This is a genomic window from Paenibacillus sp. F4, from assembly GCF_002894905.1.
Classification (GTDB): domain Bacteria; phylum Bacillota; class Bacilli; order Paenibacillales; family Paenibacillaceae; genus Paenibacillus; species Paenibacillus polymyxa_B.
In genome coordinates this window covers 269,733-294,673 of the sequence record NZ_POVS01000013.1, presented here as the reverse complement: position 1 = coordinate 294,673, position 24,941 = coordinate 269,733, and the positions used below count along the sequence as shown (strand labels likewise).

At 47.0% G+C, this 24,941-nt stretch carries 28 protein-coding genes; 2 read left to right on the top strand and 26 right to left on the bottom strand.

Features of this window, described 5'->3' with window-relative positions; translation table 11 throughout:
- Positions 1–115: 115 nt before the first annotated feature.
- On the top strand, positions 116–328 hold the full coding sequence (locus tag C1T21_RS14615) for a hypothetical protein (RefSeq protein WP_103048758.1): 213 nt from the start codon (positions 116–118) through the stop codon (positions 326–328).
- 144 nt (positions 329–472) lie between these two features.
- Here C1T21_RS14615 and C1T21_RS14610 read toward each other — a convergent pair whose 3' ends face one another.
- From C1T21_RS14610 to C1T21_RS14535, 16 genes are all read right to left on the bottom strand, one after another.
- Positions 473–997: a cell wall elongation regulator TseB-like domain-containing protein gene (locus tag C1T21_RS14610; protein ID WP_025723102.1), complete on the bottom strand. Its 525-nt coding sequence runs from the start codon at positions 995–997 to the stop codon at positions 473–475.
- A 37-nt stretch (positions 998–1,034) separates the two neighbouring features.
- Positions 1,035–2,336, bottom strand: a complete 1,302-nt coding sequence (locus tag C1T21_RS14605; RefSeq protein ID WP_103048757.1) for an amidohydrolase — start codon at positions 2,334–2,336, stop codon at positions 1,035–1,037.
- On the bottom strand, positions 2,323–2,976 hold the full coding sequence (locus tag C1T21_RS14600; protein WP_013310684.1) for a redox-sensing transcriptional repressor Rex: 654 nt from the start codon (positions 2,974–2,976) through the stop codon (positions 2,323–2,325). Before C1T21_RS14600 ends, C1T21_RS14605 begins: the two co-directional genes overlap by 14 nt.
- Positions 2,977–3,020: 44 nt before the next feature.
- Complete coding sequence (dinG, locus tag C1T21_RS14595) at positions 3,021–5,888, bottom strand: ATP-dependent DNA helicase DinG (protein WP_061829187.1); 2,868 nt, start codon at positions 5,886–5,888, stop codon at positions 3,021–3,023.
- 155 nt (positions 5,889–6,043) lie between these two features.
- Entirely contained in the window at positions 6,044–6,676 is a 633-nt protein-coding gene (locus C1T21_RS14590; RefSeq protein WP_061829188.1) for a tetratricopeptide repeat protein, read from the bottom strand.
- Between the two features lie 81 nt (positions 6,677–6,757).
- The gene (gene panD / locus C1T21_RS14585; RefSeq protein ID WP_013371641.1) at positions 6,758–7,141 is read right to left on the bottom strand and encodes an aspartate 1-decarboxylase; all 384 of its coding nucleotides are present in this window, start codon (positions 7,139–7,141) and stop codon (positions 6,758–6,760) included.
- Positions 7,134–8,072: a pantoate--beta-alanine ligase gene (gene panC / locus C1T21_RS14580; RefSeq protein ID WP_103048756.1), complete on the bottom strand. Its 939-nt coding sequence runs from the start codon at positions 8,070–8,072 to the stop codon at positions 7,134–7,136. Before panC ends, panD begins: the two co-directional genes overlap by 8 nt.
- On the bottom strand, positions 8,069–8,968 hold the full coding sequence (gene panB, locus C1T21_RS14575; protein ID WP_023989139.1) for a 3-methyl-2-oxobutanoate hydroxymethyltransferase: 900 nt from the start codon (positions 8,966–8,968) through the stop codon (positions 8,069–8,071). Before panB ends, panC begins: the two co-directional genes overlap by 4 nt.
- Before the next feature lie 346 nt (positions 8,969–9,314).
- Positions 9,315–10,289, bottom strand: a complete 975-nt coding sequence (locus tag C1T21_RS14570) for a biotin--[acetyl-CoA-carboxylase] ligase (RefSeq protein WP_103048755.1) — start codon at positions 10,287–10,289, stop codon at positions 9,315–9,317.
- On the bottom strand, positions 10,282–11,604 hold the full coding sequence (locus C1T21_RS14565) for a CCA tRNA nucleotidyltransferase (protein ID WP_103048754.1): 1,323 nt from the start codon (positions 11,602–11,604) through the stop codon (positions 10,282–10,284). Before C1T21_RS14565 ends, C1T21_RS14570 begins: the two co-directional genes overlap by 8 nt.
- Before the next feature lie 55 nt (positions 11,605–11,659).
- On the bottom strand, positions 11,660–12,823 hold the full coding sequence (bshA, locus tag C1T21_RS14560) for an N-acetyl-alpha-D-glucosaminyl L-malate synthase BshA (protein ID WP_061829193.1): 1,164 nt from the start codon (positions 12,821–12,823) through the stop codon (positions 11,660–11,662).
- A gap of 85 nt (positions 12,824–12,908) precedes the next feature.
- Complete coding sequence (gene bshB1 / locus C1T21_RS14555) at positions 12,909–13,601, bottom strand: bacillithiol biosynthesis deacetylase BshB1 (protein ID WP_103048753.1); 693 nt, start codon at positions 13,599–13,601, stop codon at positions 12,909–12,911.
- A complete protein-coding gene (gene mgsA / locus C1T21_RS14550; protein ID WP_013310694.1) occupies positions 13,598–14,035 on the bottom strand; it encodes a methylglyoxal synthase in 438 nt (145 codons plus the stop codon). Before mgsA ends, bshB1 begins: the two co-directional genes overlap by 4 nt.
- Positions 14,036–14,091: 56 nt before the next feature.
- Positions 14,092–14,895 (bottom strand): 4-hydroxy-tetrahydrodipicolinate reductase, encoded by an 804-nt coding sequence (gene dapB, locus C1T21_RS14545; protein WP_039271105.1) that lies wholly within the window; start codon positions 14,893–14,895, stop codon positions 14,092–14,094.
- Between the two features lie 31 nt (positions 14,896–14,926).
- A complete protein-coding gene (locus C1T21_RS14540; RefSeq protein ID WP_103048752.1) occupies positions 14,927–15,445 on the bottom strand; it encodes a tetratricopeptide repeat protein in 519 nt (172 codons plus the stop codon).
- 50 nt (positions 15,446–15,495) lie between these two features.
- Positions 15,496–15,825 carry a nucleotide pyrophosphohydrolase gene (locus tag C1T21_RS14535; RefSeq protein WP_103048751.1) on the bottom strand — a complete coding sequence of 110 codons (330 nt, stop codon included), beginning with the start codon at positions 15,823–15,825 and terminating at the stop codon, positions 15,496–15,498.
- 237 nt (positions 15,826–16,062) lie between these two features.
- Here C1T21_RS14535 and C1T21_RS14530 point away from each other — a divergent pair, with 237 nt between their 5' ends.
- Positions 16,063–16,932, top strand: a complete 870-nt coding sequence (locus C1T21_RS14530) for a YitT family protein (protein ID WP_069289817.1) — start codon at positions 16,063–16,065, stop codon at positions 16,930–16,932.
- A 77-nt stretch (positions 16,933–17,009) separates the two neighbouring features.
- Here the strand turns inward: C1T21_RS14530 and C1T21_RS14525 are convergent, their stop codons facing one another.
- From C1T21_RS14525 to C1T21_RS14475, 10 genes are all read right to left on the bottom strand, one after another.
- Positions 17,010–17,855, bottom strand: a complete 846-nt coding sequence (locus tag C1T21_RS14525) for a sporulation protein YpjB (protein ID WP_103048750.1) — start codon at positions 17,853–17,855, stop codon at positions 17,010–17,012.
- An 18-nt stretch (positions 17,856–17,873) separates the two neighbouring features.
- On the bottom strand, positions 17,874–18,134 hold the full coding sequence (locus C1T21_RS14520) for a hypothetical protein (protein WP_103048749.1): 261 nt from the start codon (positions 18,132–18,134) through the stop codon (positions 17,874–17,876).
- 288 nt (positions 18,135–18,422) lie between these two features.
- Positions 18,423–19,067 carry a DUF1405 domain-containing protein gene (locus C1T21_RS14510; RefSeq protein WP_103048748.1) on the bottom strand — a complete coding sequence of 215 codons (645 nt, stop codon included), beginning with the start codon at positions 19,065–19,067 and terminating at the stop codon, positions 18,423–18,425.
- Positions 19,068–19,240: 173 nt separating this feature from the next.
- Entirely contained in the window at positions 19,241–19,420 is a 180-nt protein-coding gene (locus C1T21_RS14505) for an IDEAL domain-containing protein (RefSeq protein WP_013371655.1), read from the bottom strand.
- A 22-nt stretch (positions 19,421–19,442) separates the two neighbouring features.
- Complete coding sequence (locus C1T21_RS14500; protein WP_023989153.1) at positions 19,443–19,949, bottom strand: gamma carbonic anhydrase family protein; 507 nt, start codon at positions 19,947–19,949, stop codon at positions 19,443–19,445.
- Between the two features lie 51 nt (positions 19,950–20,000).
- Positions 20,001–21,110, bottom strand: coding sequence for a hypothetical protein (locus C1T21_RS14495; RefSeq protein WP_103048747.1), 1,110 nt, complete (start codon positions 21,108–21,110; stop codon positions 20,001–20,003).
- Between the two features lie 167 nt (positions 21,111–21,277).
- Positions 21,278–21,880 (bottom strand): histidine phosphatase family protein, encoded by a 603-nt coding sequence (locus C1T21_RS14490; RefSeq protein ID WP_103048746.1) that lies wholly within the window; start codon positions 21,878–21,880, stop codon positions 21,278–21,280.
- 68 nt (positions 21,881–21,948) lie between these two features.
- The gene (locus tag C1T21_RS14485; RefSeq protein ID WP_103048745.1) at positions 21,949–22,575 is read right to left on the bottom strand and encodes an anti-sigma factor; all 627 of its coding nucleotides are present in this window, start codon (positions 22,573–22,575) and stop codon (positions 21,949–21,951) included.
- A complete protein-coding gene (locus C1T21_RS14480; RefSeq protein WP_172828252.1) occupies positions 22,572–23,168 on the bottom strand; it encodes an RNA polymerase sigma factor in 597 nt (198 codons plus the stop codon). The genes C1T21_RS14485 and C1T21_RS14480 overlap by 4 nt, the downstream gene beginning before the upstream one ends.
- 676 nt (positions 23,169–23,844) lie before the next feature.
- The gene (locus tag C1T21_RS14475; RefSeq protein ID WP_103048744.1) at positions 23,845–24,933 is read right to left on the bottom strand and encodes a prephenate dehydrogenase; all 1,089 of its coding nucleotides are present in this window, start codon (positions 24,931–24,933) and stop codon (positions 23,845–23,847) included.
- Between the last annotated feature and the right edge of the window lie 8 nt (positions 24,934–24,941).

Below are 24,941 nucleotides of genomic sequence, written 5' to 3'. Positions count from 1 at the left end.
CATGATCTTACAGCGATCAGCAATTCTTTTTTCTATCATTTTTGTCTATCACTTATAAAATATAGTATATCATAACGTATATCTAATATCGAAGGCAATGTGTGGAGGAGTTGTGATGAGGCAAAATCTTGGTTATGGTGGAGGCGAGACGCTGCGTGTAGGATTTGATCTTACGATCGCTGTTGCCACCAGATTTTTCTCGATTATATTCTTACGGAGAAAATCCGGCGGCAAAGGAGAACGCTCCGCTTCTCCAGATTCAAATCCTCCACTCCGTACTGCCCGCCATAAAGATGAATTCGCCCTAGGAGAGAAGATGGATAGGTAAAGATGCTTCACTGGCTTTCAGTCCATTTTACGGCATAGCAAGACTAAAAGACGTAAATACGAATTTCATCGCATTTACGTCTTTTTCTTGAGCTTTCAATTATTTACTAGTCATTCATTCCACATCTGCTAATCCTCAACCAGCTCAGTTATTGGGCAAAGTATATTTCACACCCGTCGCTACCCCATCTGAGAAACGATAAAAGGTGTAGTAATGATGACTTCCATCATCGTAAAACAACTGCCACACATATTCGCCATTGAACACACTCGGCTGAAGCCTTACAATTTTTGCACCTGGAAGTTGCTGCTGAATTATTGCCGTCATTTTTTGCTCATCGACTCCGTTCTTCAGCAACTCGGTGTGAACACCGCTATTATCTGCGGCAGGTACGTTAGGTTGTCCCTCCACTTTTTGAAAAGGAACCCACACCATTATATTTTCATTCTGTGCATTTTTCCCTTGAACCACCCAATATACCTGATCCCACACAGACTTCCATGTTTGAGTCGTGCTAACCAGACCACCTGATTGCTTGGCCTTAATGATAGCGGCATTTTCCTCAGCCACCTGGTCTTGAGTAACATAGGAATAATACCAGAAAATGCTGACCAGGATCAGTATCACGGCCAAAATGGCGACCGCTATCCACTTTTTTTTATTTTTCAAACCCGTGCTTCCTCTCTAAGGGGATGTGACACCTGAATTAGCGCGACAGCAGCCCTTCAAAGGCGGCTTGTGCCTCATGTTTGATACGTTCCTCGTCCATAGTCAGGCATTCGCCGTTTTTCACAACCTGACGACCGTCTACCCATACGTGAACCACGTCTTTGGCGCTTGCTGAGTATACCGCATGGGAAATAAGATCTGTACGGGGCAAGAAATGTGCCTGATTCAGATCCAGCGCGATAAAGTCAGCCTTGTTGCCTGCTGCCAACGCTCCTACTTCTTTTAAACCAATTGACTTTGCACCGTATTCTGTTGCCAGACGCAGCGCTTCACTCGCAGGAACTGCCGTAGGGTCACCAGATACACCCTTGTGAATAAGTGCTGCCAGACGCATTTCCTCGAACATATCCAGGTTATTATTACTGGCAGGACCATCCGTTCCGAGAGAAACGGTAACCCCTGCACGCAGCAATTCAGGCACTCTTGCCACACCACTTGCCAGCTTCAAGTTGCTACCTGGGTTGTGCGAAACCGCTACACCACGTTCAGCCAGTAAAGCTATTTCTTCGTCGTTCAAATGAACGCCATGGGCAACGAGCGAAGGACGGGAGAAAAAGCCAAGCTTATCCAAGTGTGCAACTGGACGCAAACCGTAGTCGCGTACGTTTTGCTCCACTTCGGCGATCGTCTCAGACATGTGCGTATGCAGCGGCAAATCCAGATCATGCGCAGCTTGTACAAATTTTTCAATAAACGCAGGTGGACAGGTGTATGGCGCATGCGGTGACATCATCGTTGTAATACGCCCGTCTGCTTTACCATGCCAGTTACGCGCAAAGGTCACGGCCTCAGCCAGCTTGATTCGCTGTTCTTCCTCCGAACATAGTCCAATTGCTCCACGCATCAGACTTGCACGAATACCTGACTCTTCAGCTACACGAGCCACCTCATCCATATGATCGTACATGTCCAGGAAGGTCGTTGTTCCACCTTTCAGCATTTCCAGCACTGACAACGACGTACCCCAGTACACGTCCGTAGATGTAAACTTGGCTTCCATAGGCCACATTTTTTCCTGAAGCCATACTTGAAGTGCCAAGTCATCTCCATGCCCACGCAGCAGAGACATCGCCGCATGACCATGAGTATTAATCAGACCAGGTAAAAACAATAGCCCCTTACCATCGATCGCTTTCGTCTCTTCCTCACCCGAAGGCAAAGTCTCGCCAATGTAAGTAATGCGGCTATCTTCCACAATCATAAAGCCATGGATTACCCCAGCTTCTGATCCATTTACGGCAAAAGAGCCGTTTTTAATCATCCATTTATTCACTGTCATATTGTGTTTCTTCCTTTCCGTCCTCCAAATAATAAGCGAGGCTAAGCAAATCAGTTGTAAAGTCTGTGGCATGAATCCGAATGTTGGCCGGTGCCTTGAGAGTAGTCGGTGCAAAGTTCAGGATCGCTCCAATTCCGCTCTCAATAAGCCTGTCAGCCACGTGCTGTGCTTCAAAATCAGGTACGGTAATAATCCCGATTCGAATGTTTTTTTCTTTCACAGTCGCTTCCAGTTCATCCATCGGTTGCACGACCAATGTATTGATCTTGGTCCCTACCTTATCCGGAAACGCATCAAATACCGCTACAATCTTCATATTGTCTTTTAAATAAGCGTTATAATTCGAAAGGGCTTGACCCAGATTACCCGCTCCGACCAATACTACATTAATTTGCTGATCGATTTTCAGGATATGGCGTATTTTCTCAATTAGATAAGAAACATCATAACCTATACCCTTCCGACCAAAATCTCCAAAATAGGCGAGATCTTTACGGATTTGGGCCGGGTTCAAATCTAGCCTCTGTCCCAACTCTTGAGAAGAGACCGTAGCCACCTCCCGTTTGTGAAGTGCATTCAGATAACGTAAATATACGGGTAACCTCCGTACGACAGCCTCTGAAATTTTATCTGATTTCATACTTGCTCCCCCTAATTGTAACGAACATACTTAGTGTCCGTCCGTTATGCCTCGGTCTCCGGGGCAGATTGGAGCCATTCGGCGATGCGGGGCACCATTTGCTCCGATGGCATATGCTCCATTTTTGGTCCCGGTAACGAGTACAAAAAGTGCTTTCCGTAATAGGATTCGATCACACGCGTATCGTAAACGATAACGACCCCGTGGTCGCTCGCTGTACGAACCAACCGACCAAATCCCTGTTTGAAGCGAATGACCGCTTGTGGTACAGACAGCTTCATAAATGGATTCTTCTTCTGCTGCTGGAGCAGCTCGCTTTTTGCCTCCAGCAACGGGTGATTCGGCGGTTGAAACGGCAAGCGAACAATGGCCAGACAAGTCAGAGCCTTCCCCGGAATATCGACGCCTTCCCAGAAGCTGCTGGTTCCCAGCAATACAGAAGCTTTGGCTTCCTGAAAACGGCGGGTTAGCTTGCTGCGACTCCCACTGTCCACACCTTGTCCCAGCACAGTAATTTCGCTGGATGCTAAGGCCTCTTTGAGCGGCTCATACACTTGCCGGAGCATCCGATAGGAAGTAAACAGAACGAGCATTCTCCCCCGCGTCGCCTGAGCAGTCGCTCCTAGAGAGCTAACGAGCATATCTACAAAGTGTGCATCTCCTACACTGCCCTTCACGCTTGGGAAATCCCGTGGAATGACCAGCAACACCTGATCCCTGTAATTAAAGGGTGACGGGAGCTGCGAAGTCATCAGCCGCTCTTGATCTGCGGCCTCCTGCAAGCCGAGCTGATCGATCATGTACTGAAACGACTTATCTACCGATAAGGTAGCAGACGTCAGAATAATGCTTCTTTTTTTGTCAAAAAACATTTCTTTCAACTGGCGGCTCACATCGACGGGCACCGCATAAAATTGTAATGATTTACTGCGGAATTGCCCACTCGCTTCGAGCCAGTATACGGTTGTTTCATCATCGAGTCGCATAAAAAAGCGCAAATTTTCTCGAATCCCCGCCAGATCCTTGAGCAGACCCGTGATATCTGTAATAAGGCTATCCGCCGCATAATCGTCATGTTCTTCCTTGACGTCCAGCATCAGCTTGTCGCCCTTGCGCAAAATTTCACTCATCGTTACATACAGCTGATTTTCCAAAGCCCCCGCCTGATCCCACTTTGCAGGCTTGGCTGAAGGTTTGAGACGGGAAGAAAACTGTCCTGTTTCACCCGGTGTCGCATCGCTTCGCTCTGGCAACATGCCAAACAGCTTGTCGCTTAGCAGGTCCCAAGTTTCCTTAACCTCTAACACGAGCGGATACATCTGATCGATGGTTGAGGCCCAATCCGTCGACTTCTCGTGCCCCGATTTCGCCAACTGTTGACGAAGTGAAGGCAGTTGTCCATTCTTGCTGTCTTTGAACAGTCGCGTCAGTGTATGCACGAGTGTGAAATATTTCATATGCATACCTAGGTGCTTACCAGCTACTTCCTCCAGATGATGGGCTTCATCAATCACCAGATGTTCATAGCTCGGCAACAACTGGTGGCTAGCTTTGACGTCAGTGAACAACTTAGAGTGATTCGTAATAACAACATCCGCTATCCCTGCTTCATGGCGTGCACGATGATAATAGCATTTGCGGAACCATGGGCAAGAACGACCAAGACAGGACTCTGAATCACTCGCCACCGTTTCCCAGAAATCTCCACCACGGTTGCTCAGATTCAGTTCTTCATCATCACCGGTTTCTGTTAGCGTCAACCAGACGATCATCTGAGCAGCTGTAATTAAATCTTCCTTCGGTGTCGCGAAGTCTCTTCTGTTTATTTTATGTTCAAACTTACGCAGACACAAATAATGTCCCCGACCCTTGAAAATAGCAGCCCGGAACGGAAACGGAATCACCTTGGTCAGCATCGGAATGTCGCGCTCGCGTAATTGCTCCTGCAGGTTGATCGTATGTGTACTTACCATAACTCGCTGTCCTTTTTTCACACTGTGATACAGCGATGGGAGCAAATAACCGAGGGACTTCCCTGTTCCTGTACCTGCTTCGATCAGTAGATGCTTGTCTTCACTCAGTGCCTGATTTACACCCTCAATCATCTGTATCTGCGCCTCGCGCTCCTCATATTGGCTCAAGGATGAACGCAAATTGTCCCGCACATCATCCATGTACTCCTCAAAGGAAACACCTGACAGTGGATTCGGGTCATCTTCTCTACGCGGAGCAGCTAGCTCCGTCCAATCTTCCACTTTTAGCGCAAGCTGACGAAAAAACTGATGTCCCTCCAAATCCTGAATAGGATCAAGCTCTTTCTCTTCACGCACCCCATCAAGAAACCATCCAAGGTCACTGTCTTCCTCTGCAAACAAATCGCTAAGCCGCTGTATCGTTATCAGAGGTAATGCTTGAAGCTCACCCAGACACTTTAAAAACACCTCAGCCGTAGCCAACGCGTCGCTGTCTGCTTGGTGAGGGCGATCATGCGCCAGCCCGAACTCAGAAGACACAAAACCCAACTGATACGAAGATAGCGATGGAAACATAATTTTCAGAAAATCCATTGTATCCAAGATTCTTCCGCTAAACGGCAAATATCCGCACCGATCCAGAGCGTTTTGCAAAAAATTAAAATCAAACGCCACATTATGACCGACCAGTACAACATCGTCCAGCATAGGCACGAGCTCCATCATCATTTCTTCAAGTGCAGGAGCATCCTTGACGTCATCGTCTGTAATTCCGGTCAATCCGGTGATAAAAGGGGGAATAGATCTGCCAGGGTTTACATAAGAGCCATAAACACGGGAAATGCTGTTATCATGATCTATAATTGCAAGTCCGACTTGAATGATGTCATCCGCGGACTGGGTGCCTGTCGTTTCAAAATCCAATACCGCAAATTTCATTCGGGCTAATCCTTTCTTATGACACTTACAAAAATAATAACTCTGTATATTAGCATAGCAGAAGATCGCCTGTTTGGAAATTAAGACAGCCAAAAAAGACGATGCACACGCCGCCTGAGAGGTGGGCATGCATCGTCTTGCTCGGTGTCTGACAACTACATCCAGGTCATCATGGAGCTGTCGTATCGAAGCTTTTCGGTACCGGACAGACAGGCTTCCATATTGTGCAGCGGCTCGGGTAACGCAGGATCGAACTGATGTGCGAGAGCAAAACATTTTTGCGCCTCCTCTACGTCAGCCTGCTTTGCCAACAGACAGCCTAGCGCATTATAGATGACCGCCTTCAGTCCTGCCTGTTCAGTCAGGTCCAGCACCTTCTGAAAATGGCATACAGCCTCTGCTGGATCATCTAGTTGAAAATAGGCCATTCCCATATACATGCGACTCTGCCAGCTGTTCGGAAAATGCTGTAGTACCTGCTCAAATTGTTGGATCGCCTCAGGGTACATGAGTAATCGATAATACCCTTGCCCCCGATTAAAAGCTGGCAGCTCTTTTTCAGGCAGCTCCGTGTCAGACATATCGGTCTCCGCGGAAAACCCGGCCGCACGCAGGCAAACCATTTTTTCCTCAAAGGCCAGCCACTCATCCATAATTCCGTCACTCATTCTCCGCAGCAGACTCCAGTGCTGTAGCAGCTCCTGCCTGCGGGAGCCCTGGGCTGATGGGTAATGCTTCACGATATCATCTAACATGCTGTTCATTTCTGCGAATACATGCTGGAACATGTGCATCCCGCCCTTATGAAAGATGGATTATACACTCACATTTTTCGCTTAAAAGACGGGTTTCATCCGCACTCCCATTCATTACATGATCGTCGCGTGTACTTCTTTGTTCATCGTTTGGGCTGGTTTATTATGTTCATCAACAAATACCACTGTTGGTTTGTATGTTTTGGCCTCTTCATTCGACATGGAAGCATAGGAAATAATAATGACTGTATCACCAGGCTGCACCAAACGGGCTGCCGCACCATTGAGACAAATCACGCCGCTCCCACGCGGTCCGGGGATAACATAGGTTTCCAGTCGAGCTCCATTGTTATTGTTTACAATTTGAACCTTTTCATTCTCCAACAAATCCGATGTCTCCATGAGATCTTCATCTATAGTGATACTCCCCACATAGTTCAGGTTAGCCTCCGTAACCGTAGCACGGTGAATTTTGGATTTCATCATGGTTCTAAACATGGGAAAGCACCTCCGCCTTCTGTATTCTTATATTGTCAATCAGTCTGGTATTGCCAAATTTCACAGCCAGCGCTACGATGACGTCTTCCTGAACATCACATAGCCGCTGCTCGGGAAGAAGGGGCTCCAGACCGGGAAAAGTTAATATTTCAATGTAATCAATGTCTGCTAAAGGAGAGGAAGTAATGGTGGACTCCACCAATTGATGTAGCTGACGAATCGTAATTGTGTTTGTTACTATATCTTCGCTCACTTCTTGCACCTTACGCAGTGACTGAGACAGCACCAACGCCTGCTGGCGCTGTTCTGCACTTAAATACACATTACGAGAGCTGAGAGCCAAACCATCCGCCTCTCTGACGATGGGACAAGGTACGATAGTCACGTTCATATTGAGATCAGTCACCATCTGCTGGAGCACAGCAACCTGCTGCGCGTCCTTCATTCCAAAGAAAGCCAAATCAGGACCTATCATGTTAAAAAGCTTGGCTACCACCGTAGTCACACCATCAAAATGGCCGGGACGGGAAGCACCGCACAAACGATCTGTCAAAGCGGATACACGAATTTTGGTTTGGGTTGGTTGTGGATACATTTCTGCTACAGTTGGCAAAAAAACAATATCCACGCCTTCGCGCCGCGCTACCTCCAAATCACGAGCTTCATCGCGAGGATAGCTGTCTAGATCTTCATTCGGTCCAAATTGAATCGGATTTACGAAAATGCTAAGCACCACCGTATCCGCCATTTCACGCGCCTTGTGCATTAAGCTCGCATGCCCTTCATGCAGGTATCCCATTGTTGGTACAAAGCCGACTTTATGTTGCTGTAAAGAGGTAGAACCGTGTACCTTTTTTGTTCCGCTTGTCCCAAGCTGCCGACGTTCAGCAATAATCTTGCGCAGCTGAGCCACTTCTCTTACGATGATCATGATCGTGATTCCACCTTTTCCTTAGCTTGTTCCTGTGTCTGTCCTTTTGCTTTACCATACAGGGATTCCACAACGCGGTCATCCGCGCTAAACACATGCTCCGCGGCCGGAAATGCCCGCCCTTTCACATCACTCACATACTGCTCAATGCTGCTGCGGATCAAGCCGCCTACATCGGCATAGGTTTTAACAAAGCGTTTGCTGAAATAAGGCGATGCGTACTGAATCAGATCGTGATAAACAAGTACCTGACCGTCACATCCACGTCCAGCACCAATTCCAATGGTTGGAATGGAAAGCTCTTTAGAAATCGCTGTTGCCACTTCCTCAGTTACCAATTCCAGTACAACACCAAAAGCACCAGCCTGCTCCAGCGCCTTGGCGTCCGCCATTAACCGGCGTGCGTCCGCTTCGTCCTTACCTTGAATGCGATAGCCGCCAATTTGATTAACCGATTGCGGAGTAAGCCCGATATGTCCCAATACAGGCACACCTGCCTGAACAGTTGCTTTTACAACATCGGCAATTTCAGCTCCGCCCTCCAATTTAACAGCATGCACATGCCCTTCCTGCATCAGACGGCGGATGCCCTGAAGACTTTCTGATACGCTGCTGTGATATGTCATAAAAGGCATGTCCGCTACGATAAATGTATGTTCCGCGCCTCTTGCGACTGCCCGGGAATGGTACACGATATCATCCAAGGTTACAGGGATGGTTGAATCGTAACCAAGAACTACGTTACCCAGCGAGTCACCTACGAGAATCATGTCAATTCCCGCCTCCTCGGCTATTTTAGCCGATGGATAATCATAGGCGGTCAGCATACTGAGCGGAATGCCCTCTTGCTTCATTTTTTTCATTTTCACAATATTCAGTGCTTGTTTTCCTGCCATTACGAATGGCTCCCTTCCATCTTTTTTTTGGCACAAAAAATAACCTTTTATGAACGCCTGTACATCTGCGTCATCAAAAGGTCCGAACAGCCAAAAAAGACACTCATTTTGAGATCGTCCCTTCTGTCTCGGTCCTGTTCGGCTCAGAGCAGAATCCAACGTAACCTTCAAATGAAGTTATGATGGTCTTACAAACTTGCTAAAGTAGAGCATGTGCCCCTGGAGTGCAGCTCGGACCGTCCGATGCCGCCTCCTGCACAGTATAACAAAAAACATCAGCTTTTTCACGTGAAGTTTTGCACAGGGAATAGAACGATTTCGATCGTTTTCATAGCTAGGGTCGCTTCTACAATTGTATATCCCCTGAAATGACCTGAATTCGCTCTCCCTGATCCGTTTCTACCACGAGTGCCCCGGAAGGGTCCAAGCCAACAGCTGTACCTTCTACAGTTATCCCTTGTCCGGTATGTGCCCGTACGCTACGGTTCATAGTCACGGACAAAGCCTCCCACAGCATGGCTATAGGCTGGAACCCCTGCTCAGCATACAACTTACTTAGCTGTTCCATCTCTTCCAGAACTGAGGCGATCAGCACAGTACGGTCAATTTCACGCCCTGCTTCTATTTTCAAGGACGTTCCCACCTGCGATAACTCTTCCGGGTAATCTTCTTTATTCAAATTCACATCAATGCCAATCCCTGCAATACAGTAGCGAACCCGTTGATCCTCTGTTGCAGATTCCAGCAGAATACCGGATAATTTGCGACCATGAATCAGCAGATCGTTTGGCCATTTGATACCAGCCTTCACACCCGTCAGCCGACGAATGGCCCTACACACTGCTACACCTGTCAGAAGCGTTAGCTGAGGGGTAAAAGCCAAGGGCTGGGTAGGACGCAACACAATGCTCATCCAGACTCCTTTGCCACGAGGGGAATACCACTTCCGTCCCAAACGTCCCCGACCTGCCGTTTGTTCCTCGGCAATCACTACTGTCCCCTCTGGCGCTCCCTCTTCTGCCAAACGCATGGCATCCTGCTGAGTAGATACCGTCGAATTCAGTACAACGATACGCTGCCCAAACGATTGAGTATTTAACATATTGGCCAATTTGGAGACTTCCAGCCGATCCGGTCGGGATATCAACCGATAACCCCGACGCGAGGAGGCATCAATGTTGTAGCCTAACTCACGCAGTTTGTTGATCTGCTTCCATACTGCTGTTCGGCTAACCGACAGGCGTCGGCTGATTTCCTCCCCTGATAGGTAATCGGATGTACCTTCCTCCAGTATGCCTAACAATCTTTCATGATTATTCACTACTCATCACCCGTTTCGCTTCCTGAAGCAATGTTTCTGTTTCATTCGGAATATCTCCGCAGGCAACAGCTTGTAAAAGCTGTTCCATCATCTGACCCAGCCAAGGTCCGCCTGGTCGATTCATCGCTTGAACCAGTTCATTTCCTGTAATATTTAAATCTTTGATACGAACGACTACAGCCTGCTTTGTCCACGAGCTTGCCAGTTCGGCTGTTCTCGCCACATGCTTTTCTACCCACGGCGGTAATCCGCGGAATGAAGCAGGCAGTGTCTTGTAAAGATCAAGCCAGTCTGAAGCTGTATCCTTTCCCAGTCTAATTAGCAGTCGAATCCAGCTACGATGCAGCACCTCATCGTTGATAATGTCAGACTCCTCCGGAACGAAGTCGCCAGCTATGACACTAGTACTGTAGATTAATTCGGTCTCCCATTCCAGCAGATGAACCAGCCGAAGTCGTACCGCGTTGGAAAAGGTCCAAGCTCTTAGTAGCTCGTCCGCTGCCTCTGAGGTAAGTCTACAAGACATTAAGAGCAGGCCCCACCGCAGTTCTTCTTGCAGTTGAACGATCCCCTTGAGCGCCCATGCTTCACATTGTTCCCAAGGAACCGGAACCTTCGTACAACCGAGCAATCCGCTACGGCTCAGCATCTCCAACCCACGTAAAGGGTCAGGGCCCGCTAGCATCTTTTCCAGCTCGACCCGCACACGTTCCATGGCTATGTAACGAAGTCTCTCTTTGCGCCGAATCATGCCTTTCCAGGTGTTGTAAGCAACACGGAACCGAAACACAGAGGCAAAACGGATGCAACGCAGCATTCGTAACCCGTCCTCTTCAAAACGTTCCTCGGCTCGGCCTACACAACGAACGAGAGCGGCTCGTAAATCGGCTTCTCCCCCAAACGGGTCCACCCGCTCTCCGTGTTCTGCCATCGCAATCGCATTCATAGTAAAATCCCGTCGCATCAGATCCTCACGGATATCCTTCACGAAGGCAACTTCCGTTGGACGGCGGTGATCGGCATAACCACTTTCCGTTCGAAAAGTGGTTACCTCGAACGCATGGCCACCCTGCATGACTGTAACCGTCCCATGCTGAATTCCTGTCGGAATGACGTGAGGGAATAGCGCTATGACCTGTTCAGGCTCAGCCGAAGTAGTCAAATCCATATCATGAATGGCTCTTCCTAATAGCTCATCCCGCACACAGCCACCGACCCAGTAGGCTTCGTGGCCTGCTGCTGTTAGTGTATGTATGACCTCTCTGCCATGAAATGCCATCTCTTGGTCAGCATATTGCCAAGTATTTGTATTCATAGGGTTTCCCCCTTTGCAAGTATTCAATATAAAAAACGGACGCGAGTCCGCCCTCTTAAACGCTGATCGGTTTAAGATCCGGCACCTCGCGTCCCAACACACGGTAATATATCTCTTCATATTGACGGGTAATCAGCTCATCACAAAAAACGGTACGGGCGCGGGTCAGACACGCTTCACGGAAACGTTCCGCCATCGCTTCATCGGACAACAGCTCTACTGCATAATCAGCCATTGCCTCAGTATTACCGATTTCAGCAAGATACCCCGTACTTCCATGCACAACGAGTTCAGGTACTCCCCCTGCCTGAGAACCGATTGTCGGCACTCCACAGGCCATTGCTTCCAGTGCAACCAGACCAAAACTTTCTTTTTCCGAGGGAAGCAGCAGCACATCCGCCATAGAAATCACTTCTGCGATCTGATCCTGCTTACCTAAAAAGAAGACCTTATCTTGCAGACCTAAATTCTCGATTTTGCAACGGATTTTTGGAAGATCCGGTCCTTCTCCCACCAGCAGCAGCTTCGCAGGTACTTTACGTTGCACTTTTTCAAATATATCCAGCACATCTCCCACTCTTTTGACAGGACGGAAATTGGAAATATGCATCATTATTTTTTCATGCGGTTGGGCAAAATCTCTTCTAAGCGCCGCGGCATCTCGTGGATAATATACCCGTTTATCTACAAAATTGTAGGTTAAATCAATAGGTCGTGTAATTTCCAACGCATCTATCGTCTCCCGAATCAAATCCTTGGAAACCGCCGTCACAGCGTCACTTTTGTTAATAGCCAGCCGAATCAGGTCCTTCAACGACTCATCCTGTGCCAACACTGTAATGTCCGTACCGTGCAAGGTGGTTACCACCTTCAGATGATCACCCACCATTTCCTTCGCCAAGTATGCGCATACTGCATGTGGTACCGCATAATGAACATGGAGTACATCCAAATTCTTCATTTGTGCGACTTGGGCCATTTTGGTCGCCAGTGACAAATCATAGGGGGGATATCTAAACACGTAATAATCGTTAACTTCAACCTCATGATAAAAAATATTTTTCTGAAACGCCCCGCCTAATCTGAACGGAATGCTATTGGCAATAAAATGGACCTCATGCCCTTTTTCTGCCAGCAACTTACCTAACTCAGTAGCCACTACGCCGGAGCCACCCAACGACGGGTAACAGGTAATTCCAATTTTCAATTTGTCATTCAAGCTAAGCTGCCTCCTTCCGCTCATCAGTGATAACTTTCCTGCCGATTTATTTTAACATTCTGCAAAATGCTCAAGTATAGAATTCTTATGTGAATAGCTTAACCAGATATGGCGTTTTGGACGCAAAGCCTTCTGCATACGAAATCAGTTTGCGCTGACCCAACAACGAGTCGCGAGCTTTTACGCGCTCCACATATCCCTGATTTAATGGTGTGGATACTGTATCCTTTCCAGGCGCTGCCTGAAATTGCGAAGCATAACTCAACAAAGACCGTTCTTTGGCTTCATAATACTCGGTGATATCCACAATCAAATCCGTTCTGCCAATATCATTAATAAAATAAAAATATAATTGCTCTACCTGTACCGCAGGATTTTCTGGCATAAAACGTCGCAACTTGGCGTTAAATACCGCTTCCTCCACTAACTTGCTGCACATGACATGGTCTGGATGCCGATCCTCCCAATAAGGAGCAAATACGACTTTCGGTGCATGGCGCCGTATTTCTGCTGTAACTGCAGCTACATGTTCTGGAGTTACATATAATCCACGATCCGGCAGACCTAGATTCGTCCGCACGGCAAGTCCGAGTACTTTTGCGGCGTGTTCTGCCTCTGCCATACGAGTATCCACATCACCATTGGATGACATTTCAGCCCGCGTCAAATCGCACACACCCACCTTTAAACCAGCGGCTGTATGCTTGGCAATCGTGCCTCCCATTCCTATTTCTGCATCGTCGGCATGGGCTCCGAAAATCAAGATGTCCAGTGTCATTTTATATCACCCTGCTGGTCAATCCCCGGTTTATATTTATGTACCAGCTCACGCCAAGCAAAATCGCCACGGTCTAGCGCCTTAACCAGTATTTCAGCAGTTGCAACGTTGGTTGCCAGAGGAATCCCTTGTACATCACATAGACGTAACAGGGCGCTAATATCCGGCTCATGTGGTTGTGCCATAAGCGGATCACGCAAGAATATAATCAAGTCCATGTCATTTTGTGCAACCATAGCCCCGATTTGCTGATCTCCTCCAAGCGGCCCGGACATGAAACGGTGAATTTGAAGCTTGGTTTGCTCCATAATGCGCAGACCTGTTGTACCTGTTGAAAATAACTGGTGATCTGTAAAAACATGCTCATAGGCCGTTATGAAATTTACCATTTCATCCTTTTTTCGGTCATGCGCTATAAATGCAATCTTTAACATTCAAAGTTCCTCCTGCCTCATTCTATAATTTCATTCGTCAAATCATTCGCGTATTCTTAATCGATGTAATGCTCAAATCCATATACAAGCCCTGGCTGCTCCATGACCTTCTGAATACCGATTTTAACACCCGGCATATAGCCCGCCCGTTCATAAGAATCCTGACGAATCTTCAGAGATTGTCCAAACCCTCCGAATATCACTTCTTGCTGTGCGAACACACCGGGAAGACGGACACTGTGGACACGGAACCCTTGATAGTAACCCCCCCGTGATCCTTCTAACGTTTCTTCCTCTTCCGGGTTACCCTGTCGTAGCTCTTCACGCTGTTCGGCGATCAGCTCCGCGGTCTTAATGGCTGTGCCCGATGGCGCGTCCAATTTTTGGTCACCATGATATTCGATGATTTCCAGATGTGGGAAGTATTTCGCTGCCTGAGCCGCAAACCGCATCATCAAAATGACTCCAATCGAAAAATTTGGCGCGATCAAACCGCCAATCTGCTGCTCACGACACTGCTTGTCCAGTTCATCAATCTGTTCGGGGGTAAACCCTGTCGTTCCGATAACCGGACGAACTCCATGCTTAATAGCAAGCGCTGTATGTGCGTACGCAAAACGCGGCCCCGTAAAATCGACCATGACATCCGCTCGACTATCCAGTAATGCCTGCTCCACATCCTCCACAATAGCGATACCCGCTTCCGGTAGTCCGACGAGAAGGCCGGCATCACTGCCGGCATGTGTTCTGTTCACTGCGGCCACAAGCTGTAGTTCCTCATCCTGAAGAACCAATTTGACAACTTCACGGCCCATACGCCCTGCTGCTCCTACAACAGCCACTTTTATTGGTTCTGACATATCCCTACAACTCCTTATGCATCCATTTGTGCTAGATCTGTTCATTCATCTGCTGGCATAACTTCTTCATGAGGTTGGCAAGCTGCACATTGTGAGGAAACAGTGCAGCCGCCTCACGAGCAGCCTGCACAGCCAGCTTATACTCATTCAATTCGTCATAAATCAATGCGAGCAGCAAAAAAGCATCCCCACATAACGGATCGAGGGCTATTGCTCGTTCCAGTAGCAAAATCGCATCCTGACGCACCTGTGGCGTAACTCTGTCGACATCCAGCATTTTTCTGGCCTTCTCCGTATGCTGCCTGGCTTCCTGTGCATGCAGATGGAGAACATATTCATCCTGCTGTGGAGCGAGACGAACCGCATGCTCTGCATAGGCGAGAGCCTGCTCCAAACGACCACTGCGAGCATAGGTAACCGAGCACCGGAAATAATGCTCCGCATGATCAGGCTGGGCTGAAATTGCTTTTTCAAACCATTCCACGGCCTGCTCAAAATCGTTCTGCAAAATGCACTGATAAGCTTTCTGAACGTATTCCTCCGCCTTCATGACACTGCACCTCCGGGTAACCGGTTTGGTACAGCATATGTACAAAACGCCTAATCGGTGTCCTTTTTGGTCCAGCGATTCGCGTCACGCGTGTTAAATTTTTGCATGACCTTATCATGAGCCTCGGTCAAATTTATACCTAGTGAGTTCGCAAAGCAAACTGTGATGAACAAAATGTCCCCGAGCTCCAGCTCAATGGAATTGTCCGCCTCATCCGTTTTTTTCGGTTTCTCGCCAAAGGAGTGATTGACTTCCCTCGCCAGTTCTCCGACTTCCTCAGACATCCGGGCCAACATCGCCAAAGGGCTAAAATACCCTTCCTTAAATTGAGATATATACTGGTCTACCTCACGTTGAATTACATCTAATGATTTTTCCATGAAACACGCAATCCCCCCATGTGCAGGTTTATTCATATGTTATCGTAAAGCACATTTTAAAACAAATTTTTTTAATTCAGGATTTTGCAAAATCCTCAATTGTGTACTTATGATCCCAACTTACAGTCATCAGTCTTTTAAAGATAGCGTAAAAAGGTATACTACATATAAGGAGCTGCGATTTAGCAAAATCAGCATGAAGTCGTTCTTCCTTAAACTGCTACTGCGAGGGATCATATGAAGATATCCAAGTCCATGGAACAGCTTAAACTGATTTTACCCATTGTGCTCGGGACCGCCATCTATGCATTCGGTCTGCTTTATTTTATAATACCCAGTAAACTGATGGAAGGTGGTATTACAGGTATCACCCTGCTGCTCAATTATGCTTTTTCGATTTCACCCTCTCTCTCCACATTGCTGCTGAACATTCCTTTATTTTTAATTGGGTGGAAAATGCTTGGGGGCAAGCAAATTCTATATACAGGGGTAGGTATCGGGTCGCTCACTTTTTTTCTGTGGTTGTATGAAAAAATGATTCATTTCGGATGGATGGGAACATTTCAAACTGAACACGATTTTATACTTTCTTCATTATATGCGGGGGTTACGCTTGGGGCCGGATTAGGTATTGTGTTCCGCTTTGGCGGCACCACGGGCGGCTCGGATATAATCGCTCGTATTCTAAACCGGAAGTTTGGCTGGAGTATGGGAAGGATTTTGCTGGTCATTGATATCGTCATTATCGGTGCTTCACTACTTTACATACCAAAAGAAAAAATTCTATATACATTAGTCGCCGTGTTCATCGCGTCCAAAATTATTGATTTTATACAAGAAGGGGCCTATTCTGCCAAAGCCTTTATGATTATCAGCGACCACACGATGGACATTGCGGATATTATTATTAGGGACATGGATCGTGGAGTTACTATTATTCCGGCTGTAGGTGCATTTTCCAAGCAGGCCAAGCATGTTGCCTATTGTGTCGTGCCTCGTCAGGAAATACGACGTTTGCACCAAATTGTTAAATCGGTTGATCCACGGGCGTTTATTATCATACAGGATGTGCATGATGTACATGGAGAGGGGTTCAAAGAGGAATAGCCCGGAAAACCGGGCGATGGGCTAACCTATATGGATGGCTCAGAAGCCAACGACGCGAATATTCGAATTTTGCATCGTTATCCAGAGAAACCAGCTCGATATTTACGATAACCTGCATAGGCCAGCGCCAGCAGAACAATCATGCCGATTGCCAATTCTGCCCGGCGCTCACTTTCACGCGGGATAAATGGCGCAAGGGCAGTGGCGTCTTTTTCACGTCCAAACAAGGCATTAAACGTCGGATTTCCCTGATCCAACGCCCCTCTAATCGCTGAGGCATCTGCATTTTGCTGATCCCCCAATCCTTTGACGTAGGAAATCCATGAATCAGCCCGGACAACTTCACTTGTTCTGCCATGAATCAATGCTGCTGTACGGATCGTCTCATAGTGGTCCTCCAGCACCGCGGCTCCAACTTTGAAACCCTTCATGTTGCCTTTAGCAAACTGGCTGTTCAAGCCACTAACATCTTCTTTTAAAATCTTATAATACTGCTGCCATAAGGGCTGACGCGGATGTGCAAGCGCATCTGTCGCAAGTCGTAAATTGGCCGCAGCCTTCACCCATTCATCCGGTGATGCTTGGACGGACTGTGTAGCTTGCTGCACCTCAAGGATGCTGCCGGACAAAGCATGAATGGCCTCTACAGATAACGCTGCCTGCACCTGTCCAGTGCCAAACCATCGACTCACTTCGGCTACATCCGCGCGCGCTTTTTCAATGTTCCCGTCCATCACATCTCGGTACAGTATCGCAGCTGCATGATCCAGTTCCTCAATCTCTTTTGTATTTCCTACGGGTTTTGACTGATCACGCGCTTCTGCCACACCTGGAGGGACGCAGACGGACAGCAGCAGGACCATAGATAAAACAACACTCGAAACAATACGTATCATAATTTGAAACGCCTGACCCCTAATCATGGGACATCCCTCCTCACCTTACTGTATGGCAAGGTTACCGAGACTAGAACTTGCTTTAGGACAAATGGTATCCCCCTCAAAATCTGCAACCACAATCGTGTCATATTGAGGTATATACATAAATTTATCTTTAAAAAACGAGATGCCATAGAATAAGACCAGCCATTCACTACTTTCCGCAGCAAAAAGTGAATACGGATTTAATCTAGCACTTTTATTTTTCAGTAACTTTAAATCCGACTGCTCTTCCAGGTTCAATTTCTCAACTTTAATGTCCAAGTTGTTTATGATTACTTCCCGGTTCAATTGATATTCTTGTGCTGAAACAAACCCGAATTTAGGGTAAAAATTCTTCACACTATCATTGCGAACAAATACATAGCATCACAGTTGCCCTGCCGTACGTAAGGGATATATTTATCATTCCAAAAGCCCAATTGATACCAAGCTTCAAAATCAAAACCAAAACTTTGTTTAGCTAAATGATTAAAGCTCTTTCTTATTTTATGATCATCACGGTTCCTTTTTTAAATATATATTCTTTTTGGTTTATAACAATGTTCATCTCTATTTCTCCACTTCTACTCCCATTCGATTGCGCGCAAACATGGCAAGCCATGCCGCTATAATACTGACAAGGGTCAGCATATAGGTAAAAGCACGCACTTGTGGTACATCATCCGTTAGCGTCTTCGGAAGATACGGATATATACCAAATGTATAATCCATCGTATCATTTAACAATGTCCAGAGTACGGCTAGGCATAAAGCAGTCCATTTGCAGGTAAAAAAACGCACGAACAGCAGTGCTTCGACCGCCATTGCCGTGTGAGATGCCACCAGCATCCAATCCTGCCATATCATATGCCCCCCCTGCGCAACTCCCCAAAAAATAATAGCTGAAGCCCAGATGCCATATTTTACACTCGTGACAACAGCCAATGCCTCGATGATCTGGCGAATGGCCTTCAAGCTCTTGAGACGCGGAGAATAGAGCAAAAATGCTATAGAGATCGTAAAAAACAGACTCGCCGTCGGACTATCAGGCACAAATACAATCTGCCACATTGGGTGATAATTTAGTGTATATTCCAACTGCCCCCCATACCATATGTACCCATACACCGTTCCCACCAGATTACACCAGAATAGCAGCCACAAAAAAGGCCGGCACGTCAAGAACGACCGGCTCCACAAATAAGATAACGACACGTCCTTCATCCTCCGTTCATACGACAGTTGCCTTGTACAGGTCCCATCCTACAAAGACTATATCATATCCAAGCGTATCAAAAAAACCTGACCGCCGCTACAGTCAGGTTTGATGATTATAATCTTGAACTAAAGATTCGCCTGAAATCCAACTCAGAATTCCTAAGATTGTTCTAACTCATTGCTTTCAGCTCATCCGTAAGATGACGAAAAGCTACTTCATCTCCGGAGGCTAGCGCCTCATCAATATCCTTGTAGAGTTTTTCACTCCGGTGTTTACGTAATGCCTCGTCCAAAACCATTTCAGCAGACAGGCCCAACATTACTTCATAAGTAACCTTCATTTTATCCATAGGATGCACCTCCAACATGAGTTTAAGAGATCCTATATTCTTTTCCTTTCGCCACATAGCTGAGTGCCGTTCGTGACATCCGCTGCAAATCTGCATCTGTCAATTCGCGCACCACTTTGGCAGGTGTACCGAGAGAAAGAGTATAGGGTGGTATTTTGGTATTTTCCGTAACGACCGACCCTGCTCCTATTAAAGCATATTCACCAAGCTCCGCTCCGTTGAGTACAATGGCCCCCATACCGATTAAAGTGCCTTTGCCTACCGTACAACCGTGGATTATTGCAGCATGACCTACCGAAATATCATCCGCCAGCAACAGGGGCTGATCCGTGTTCACATGTCCCACGACACCGTCCTGAATATTGCAGCGTTCACCGATGATGATAGGCGCCATATCTCCGCGCAGTACGGCATTAAACCATACAGAGGAATCTTGACCGATCGTTACTTTTCCGACAATTTTTGCTCCTTCTGCCATATAGACAGATGAATGGAGCTGTGGCATGTTTCCGTTATAGTGAATCAGCATCAACTTCACCCTCTCATTTGGGTGAAATTCTATCAACATGTGTGCTGCTTGTCAATGGAGCCGTATACCCGAGTCGTTCCGCCCAATGCGGCACTCTCCCGCCAACTTCAGCCCCCAGGCCGTCATCTGTACAGATGGTCCCGTCAAATGTTCACCCTGACGAAGCATACCCAAGTGAAGCATCATTCGTATAATCCTCTGATCAAAGACCGAACGGGGAGTATCATAGTAAAACGGTCGAATCAGTGGGCCGATATGTACAAAAAGCGACTCTGAGGACGTCCAGGGCCTGGCACATTCTCCAATCCAGTAGACTAGAGACAGCAAATTAGGAACGGCTCCTTTATACAATCTTAACCAAAACCTGAATAGCTGTATCATTTCTTCCTCAATTGTATGCTCCTGATGCGCTTCTCCCTTGGCCGTCAGCACAACTTGGTCCCCTTTCTCCTCAATGTACTTGGAGTGACGGGCATAATCATAAAGTAGTGCCATTCGGTCTGGATAAAACTTAAAAGAGGAGCCATACCCGAAACGCCATCCTCCCTTACCCAAAAGCGGCTCCGCAATGTGCAAATGTTCCATCAGCTGCTGCTGATTGCGACGATACCAAGCTCCCTCGGGATTTAGCGGAACCTCATGCTGCCCCATGTATTGAAGGAAAAGCCGTAAATCCTCTGCCAGCAGATGCCCTTCATCCCGGTACGACGACGGTTCGCTTACCCGGGTCATTCCGTTTTGGAAGTCATGTACCATAACACGTCGAAAGCGCTCCTTCATATCCAACGGAATTTGGAACAAATACCTCGTATTGTGCGTCGAACCGTTGAACAACCAGCCACTAGAACGCAGACGGGTCACAATATCCCTTGGCCGCTCACCAGGATTCTCGTCCTCCTCAACAGACTGTTTGGCTATTGCAATCAATTCCTCCATGCTGAAATACGGTCGGTCATCGAACAGCAGCGCGTTCAAAAACCTTACCTCTGACAACCTCAGCTCCTTGACCTGCGTCTCAAAAAAACTACTGCTTCCGAGCTTCGTCAAAATCCCCTGGATCAACTCATGTTTGGAATTAGGTTTACAGTCACAATCGTAATACACCGCGATTCTGTTCAAATGCACAATATCCGCAAATGTCAGCATATCCGCCAGATTCATTGTTCCATCGCCTCGTCACTGGACTGTCATCCGGAATTGATTCTTACCTGTTGTACCCACAGCTTTGACGGATTGTTCAGACTCTAAACCTCTTTTTTTGCAAAGCTATAATTAAAAAATAAAAAAAGACCACGACTCCTACAATGAGTAGAAGCCTTGGTCTTTCACTAACTTTTGGAGTTACAGTCACTTTTCTCTTGCAAATGCTTCGTGCAATTATACAAAAGTGGTGCCCAATCCCTATCCTCACGCTGGAGTACACTAAGTGACAAATTGCCGATTCGTTCCGTGAATTTTTCCTGATACAGAGCCTTATACAAATTAGCCAAAAAACCGCCGTGGGAAACGACCAGCAGATTCTTGTCCCGATTTTCCGTCCAAATGGCCTCCATAAAAGCTAGCCCACGAAGCTGAAGATCCGCATCGCTTTCCTGCCCTAGATCCAGCAGATGCCAGTCGACTCCCCACTTCTCTTCACGCTCGGCCTGTGTCATGCCCTCGACCTGACCATAAGCACGTTCTCTTAGTCGATCATCAGGCTCTAAAAACGGGAGATGCAGAGCAGAAGCAATAATCTCCCCGGTCTCTTTCGCTCTGGAGAGACTACTTGTAATAAGCCCGTCCCAATGATAAGGATCTTCCTTTAATCGTTCTGCCAGCAAGCGTGCCTGTCGGCGCCCTTCCTCATTCAACGGAATATCACTGTGGCCCTGGATTTTCCCTACCGCATTCCAATCTGTCAATCCATGTCTGATCAAGCCAATAAGCATCGTGTCGTTTCCTCCGCTGTTTTGTTATTCAGTCATTGTTATGAATTCATATTGGACCAGCTGTCCTGCTAATTTCTGACCCTTCTCGCCCGATGGATCCAGCCCAGAGAAAATAAAGCAAGCGCAAGTGCCAATACAGACAACAGCATCCAGTATTGCGGATAAGTAGGAACAATGCTAGCAACCAGCGGGTCCATAATGCCACTATTCACATCTTTAATGTGGTAATGATATTGTGGAGATGTACTTGTAGTTTCCAACAGGCCTGTCGGTAAAATGCCAGTGTCCATGACAGGAGCTGCTTGAGGGGGATTTTCCTGAGAGGAGCTTCCATTCCAGTTCAAAAACAAAAAGCTGCACAAAAATACGGCCAAGAAGCCGGCGATCCATACAGACATATACTTACGGGCTGCTGGGTTCACACGTGCACGACGATGCTCGCCCGGAACAAGCCACGGTGATTCTTCATAAATTCGATCCATGACCCTGCGATTCATCGCCTCTAGCTTATCATCTGTTATTTCAAAAGAGATGTCACGAATAGCGGATCGATTTTCTTTTGACAAATTCCAATCATTTTCTTCCGAACCATGCTCCCACCCGGCAGACGAGCTTTTGGCCCGTCTGCGCTCCGAGTCTTGTTTCGATACATTTTTGCCTGTAGCGAACAAATCCTCAGTGTCCCTGGATTTCATTGGCTGCTCATCCCTTCGTTTTCCTCATAGAGAGGCTCAAAAAAATAAGGCTCCAACTGCGTCTTCACACTGGATCTTGCCCGGAAAAGCAATGACTTCACTGCACTGACCGTCTGTCCTAAAATAGTCGCAATCTCCTGATAATCCAATTGCTCATATTCACGCAATATCAGTGCAGATCGCTGCTTCTCAGGCAATCTATTGATCGCTTCACGAACCATTTCTACCTTCTCGCCGCGAAGGACAGCCTGCTCCGGAATTACATCCGATGGAGCTACCGGTACATAACCGCTCTCTTCCAATGGAACCTGACCGCTACGGTGCTTGCGAAGCTCACTTAGCACCGTATTGCGTGCAATCGTATATAACCAAGTGGAGAACGATGCGTCTACCTCGCGAAAGGAGTGCAGGCTCCGATACGCTTTATAAAACGTCTCTGAGCACAAGTCCTCAGCAATCATTTCCAGGTTCGAACTTTTCAGCATATGATAAACAAAAGCTAAAATTTTACGTTGGTGCCGCCTCATTAATTCTGAATAAACCTCAACATTACCTTGTTTGATTTCCTGAATCATCTGGGAATCTGTCATCATCCGAGTGAGACCCTCCTCGCCCATACATGTGCTGTTTTCCCGTTCGATTCTGTCTATATATACCGAACAGGTCAAAAAAAGTTGCGCCCTCTGCGCAAATGGATGAAACAGCATCATGGAACATTTGTTATTTTCTTACCCTATGTAGTGCCAACATTAACGGTGCTATCCCCAACAATATTCAACATCCAAAATGGACTTACCCATTGTACCACAAAATGTCCGTCAGTAAAAAAGTCCAAAATCCCAACGATTTCTATCAATGCCTCCCTAACGCTGGCACCTGATTCATTTATACAGCTTTTCAGGGGATTTTAGATTTTTTCAAGATTAAATGACAAACCCATTGAAAGTGTTCTATTCAAATGCATCAATAAGGATAAATACACAAAAAGAAAACGTTTTAAAAAAATATTGACAAAATGAAAACGTATACATATAATAAAAGTACAGTATGGTTTCTCTCCACTCCTATCCTACTCAGCTACTTCACTAAAAGTAGCTACCACCCGGGGCTTTACCCGGGTGGTCTTTTTTTGTTCAAAAACAGGAGCTTTAAAAAAAGCGGACGAAGAAACCTTCGTCCGCTCTAAATCTTTTCTACTACTTCACTCCCAGAAAGTGTGTGTTGCTTTATAGGCGGAGCGGTCTCCTTACACAACACACACTTTCCTTTCTAAACCACCACTTTGTATCCCATCGAATCCAGCAGAGTCTTGGCACGCTCCCAATCCTGCTCTTGACGGAAGGAAAGCCGCATGATGCCTGGGACATCCTCCCGGCTTTCAATGATTTGCATATTGCTCAGATTAATGCTGTGATTACCGAGTTCCATAGCAATTCGCCCGATAATCCCTGGGGTATCCGGTACATCAATATACAGATCAAACGTGGAGACGATGACTCCTTTGCGACGCTCTGGCAGTTCACTGCGGAAGTGCCCAGCTGTCAAAAACTCGTCAGCGATTCCCTCACCGTCTTGTATTCTCAGTAAATGGGTAAAACGCTCAATCTGTCCGTTCCATTCTTCCAACAGACCTAGTAAAACTTCACGATTGCTCAGTAAGATATCCCGCCACACAATCGGATCACTAGAGGCTATCCGTGTAATATCACGGAACCCACCGGCAGCCAATGTACGGTACAACGGATTTTCATCATTGTGCTTTCGCACCTGATTCACCAGCGCCGCTGCAATAATATGCGGAAGATGGCTAATCGCACCGACAATGTCATCGTGCATATCAGGTTGGACACGCACAACATGAGCACTAGTATATTTTAACAAACGTTCCAGTGAACTGTATGCTTCTTCAGGCACACCCTCTGCCGGGGAAAGCACATAATATGCGTTTTCAAACAGCAACGCGGAAGCAGCCTTTACACCGGAACGCTCTGAGCCGGCCATCGGATGACCACCGATAAAGTAAGCGTTGCGCAAAGAAATTTCTGATGCTTTTTTGGCAATTGCCGATTTCGTGCTGCCTACATCAGTGATAATACAACCCGCTTTAAGCGGTAGCTTGCTTAACAGTTCGAGATAATGCTCCAGTAAGCCCACAGGTACGCATAAAAAAATAAAATCGGCATCCGCTGCCGCTTCTTCAACCGAGAGAGTCGCGGTGTCCACGACACCACGGCTTAACATCGGTTCCATCAGTTCAGGGAGATGAGCATGGCCGACAACAGTAATATCCGGCTTCCCTTTAAAACAAAGTGCGAGGGACCCACCAATCAGTCCCACGCCGAAAATGGCAATCTTCATCAATTATC

Bases quoted from the DNA above. Each gene is read 5' to 3' on its own strand.
- C1T21_RS14475 (WP_103048744.1), bottom strand. From the start codon at position 24,933: ATGAAGATTGCCATTTTCGGCGTGGGACTGATTGGTGGGTCCCTCGCA.
- C1T21_RS14505 (WP_013371655.1), bottom strand. From the start codon at position 19,420: ATGGATAAAATGAAGGTTACTTATGAAGTAATGTTGGGCCTGTCTGCT.
- C1T21_RS14480 (WP_172828252.1), bottom strand. From the start codon at position 23,168: ATGATGACAGATTCCCAGATGATTCAGGAAATCAAACAAGGTAATGTT.
- C1T21_RS14605 (WP_103048757.1), bottom strand. From the start codon at position 2,336: ATGACAGTGAATAAATGGATGATTAAAAACGGCTCTTTTGCCGTAAAT.
- C1T21_RS14490 (WP_103048746.1), bottom strand. From the start codon at position 21,880: ATGCTTATTGGCTTGATCAGACATGGATTGACAGATTGGAATGCGGTA.
- C1T21_RS14600 (WP_013310684.1), bottom strand. From the start codon at position 2,976: ATGAAATCAGATAAAATTTCAGAGGCTGTCGTACGGAGGTTACCCGTA.
- C1T21_RS14525 (WP_103048750.1), bottom strand. From the start codon at position 17,855: ATGATTAGGGGTCAGGCGTTTCAAATTATGATACGTATTGTTTCGAGT.
- C1T21_RS14590 (WP_061829188.1), bottom strand. From the start codon at position 6,676: ATGTTCCAGCATGTATTCGCAGAAATGAACAGCATGTTAGATGATATC.
- C1T21_RS14565 (WP_103048754.1), bottom strand. From the start codon at position 11,604: ATGAATACAAATACTTGGCAATATGCTGACCAAGAGATGGCATTTCAT.
- mgsA (WP_013310694.1), bottom strand. From the start codon at position 14,035: ATGTTAAAGATTGCATTTATAGCGCATGACCGAAAAAAGGATGAAATG.
- C1T21_RS14495 (WP_103048747.1), bottom strand. From the start codon at position 21,110: ATGAATCTGGCGGATATGCTGACATTTGCGGATATTGTGCATTTGAAC.
- panB (WP_023989139.1), bottom strand. From the start codon at position 8,968: ATGGCAGGAAAACAAGCACTGAATATTGTGAAAATGAAAAAAATGAAG.
- dinG (WP_061829187.1), bottom strand. From the start codon at position 5,888: ATGAAATTTGCGGTATTGGATTTTGAAACGACAGGCACCCAGTCCGCG.
- C1T21_RS14540 (WP_103048752.1), bottom strand. From the start codon at position 15,445: ATGAAGGCGGAGGAATACGTTCAGAAAGCTTATCAGTGCATTTTGCAG.
- dapB (WP_039271105.1), bottom strand. From the start codon at position 14,895: ATGTCAGAACCAATAAAAGTGGCTGTTGTAGGAGCAGCAGGGCGTATG.
- bshB1 (WP_103048753.1), bottom strand. From the start codon at position 13,601: ATGACACTGGACATCTTGATTTTCGGAGCCCATGCCGACGATGCAGAA.
- panD (WP_013371641.1), bottom strand. From the start codon at position 7,141: ATGTTTAGAACCATGATGAAATCCAAAATTCACCGTGCTACGGTTACG.
- C1T21_RS14615 (WP_103048758.1), top strand. From the start codon at position 116: ATGAGGCAAAATCTTGGTTATGGTGGAGGCGAGACGCTGCGTGTAGGA.
- C1T21_RS14500 (WP_023989153.1), bottom strand. From the start codon at position 19,949: ATGCTGATTCACTATAACGGAAACATGCCACAGCTCCATTCATCTGTC.
- C1T21_RS14535 (WP_103048751.1), bottom strand. From the start codon at position 15,825: ATGGAAAAATCATTAGATGTAATTCAACGTGAGGTAGACCAGTATATA.
- C1T21_RS14485 (WP_103048745.1), bottom strand. From the start codon at position 22,575: ATGAAATCCAGGGACACTGAGGATTTGTTCGCTACAGGCAAAAATGTA.
- panC (WP_103048756.1), bottom strand. From the start codon at position 8,072: ATGATCATCGTAAGAGAAGTGGCTCAGCTGCGCAAGATTATTGCTGAA.
- C1T21_RS14530 (WP_069289817.1), top strand. From the start codon at position 16,063: ATGAAGATATCCAAGTCCATGGAACAGCTTAAACTGATTTTACCCATT.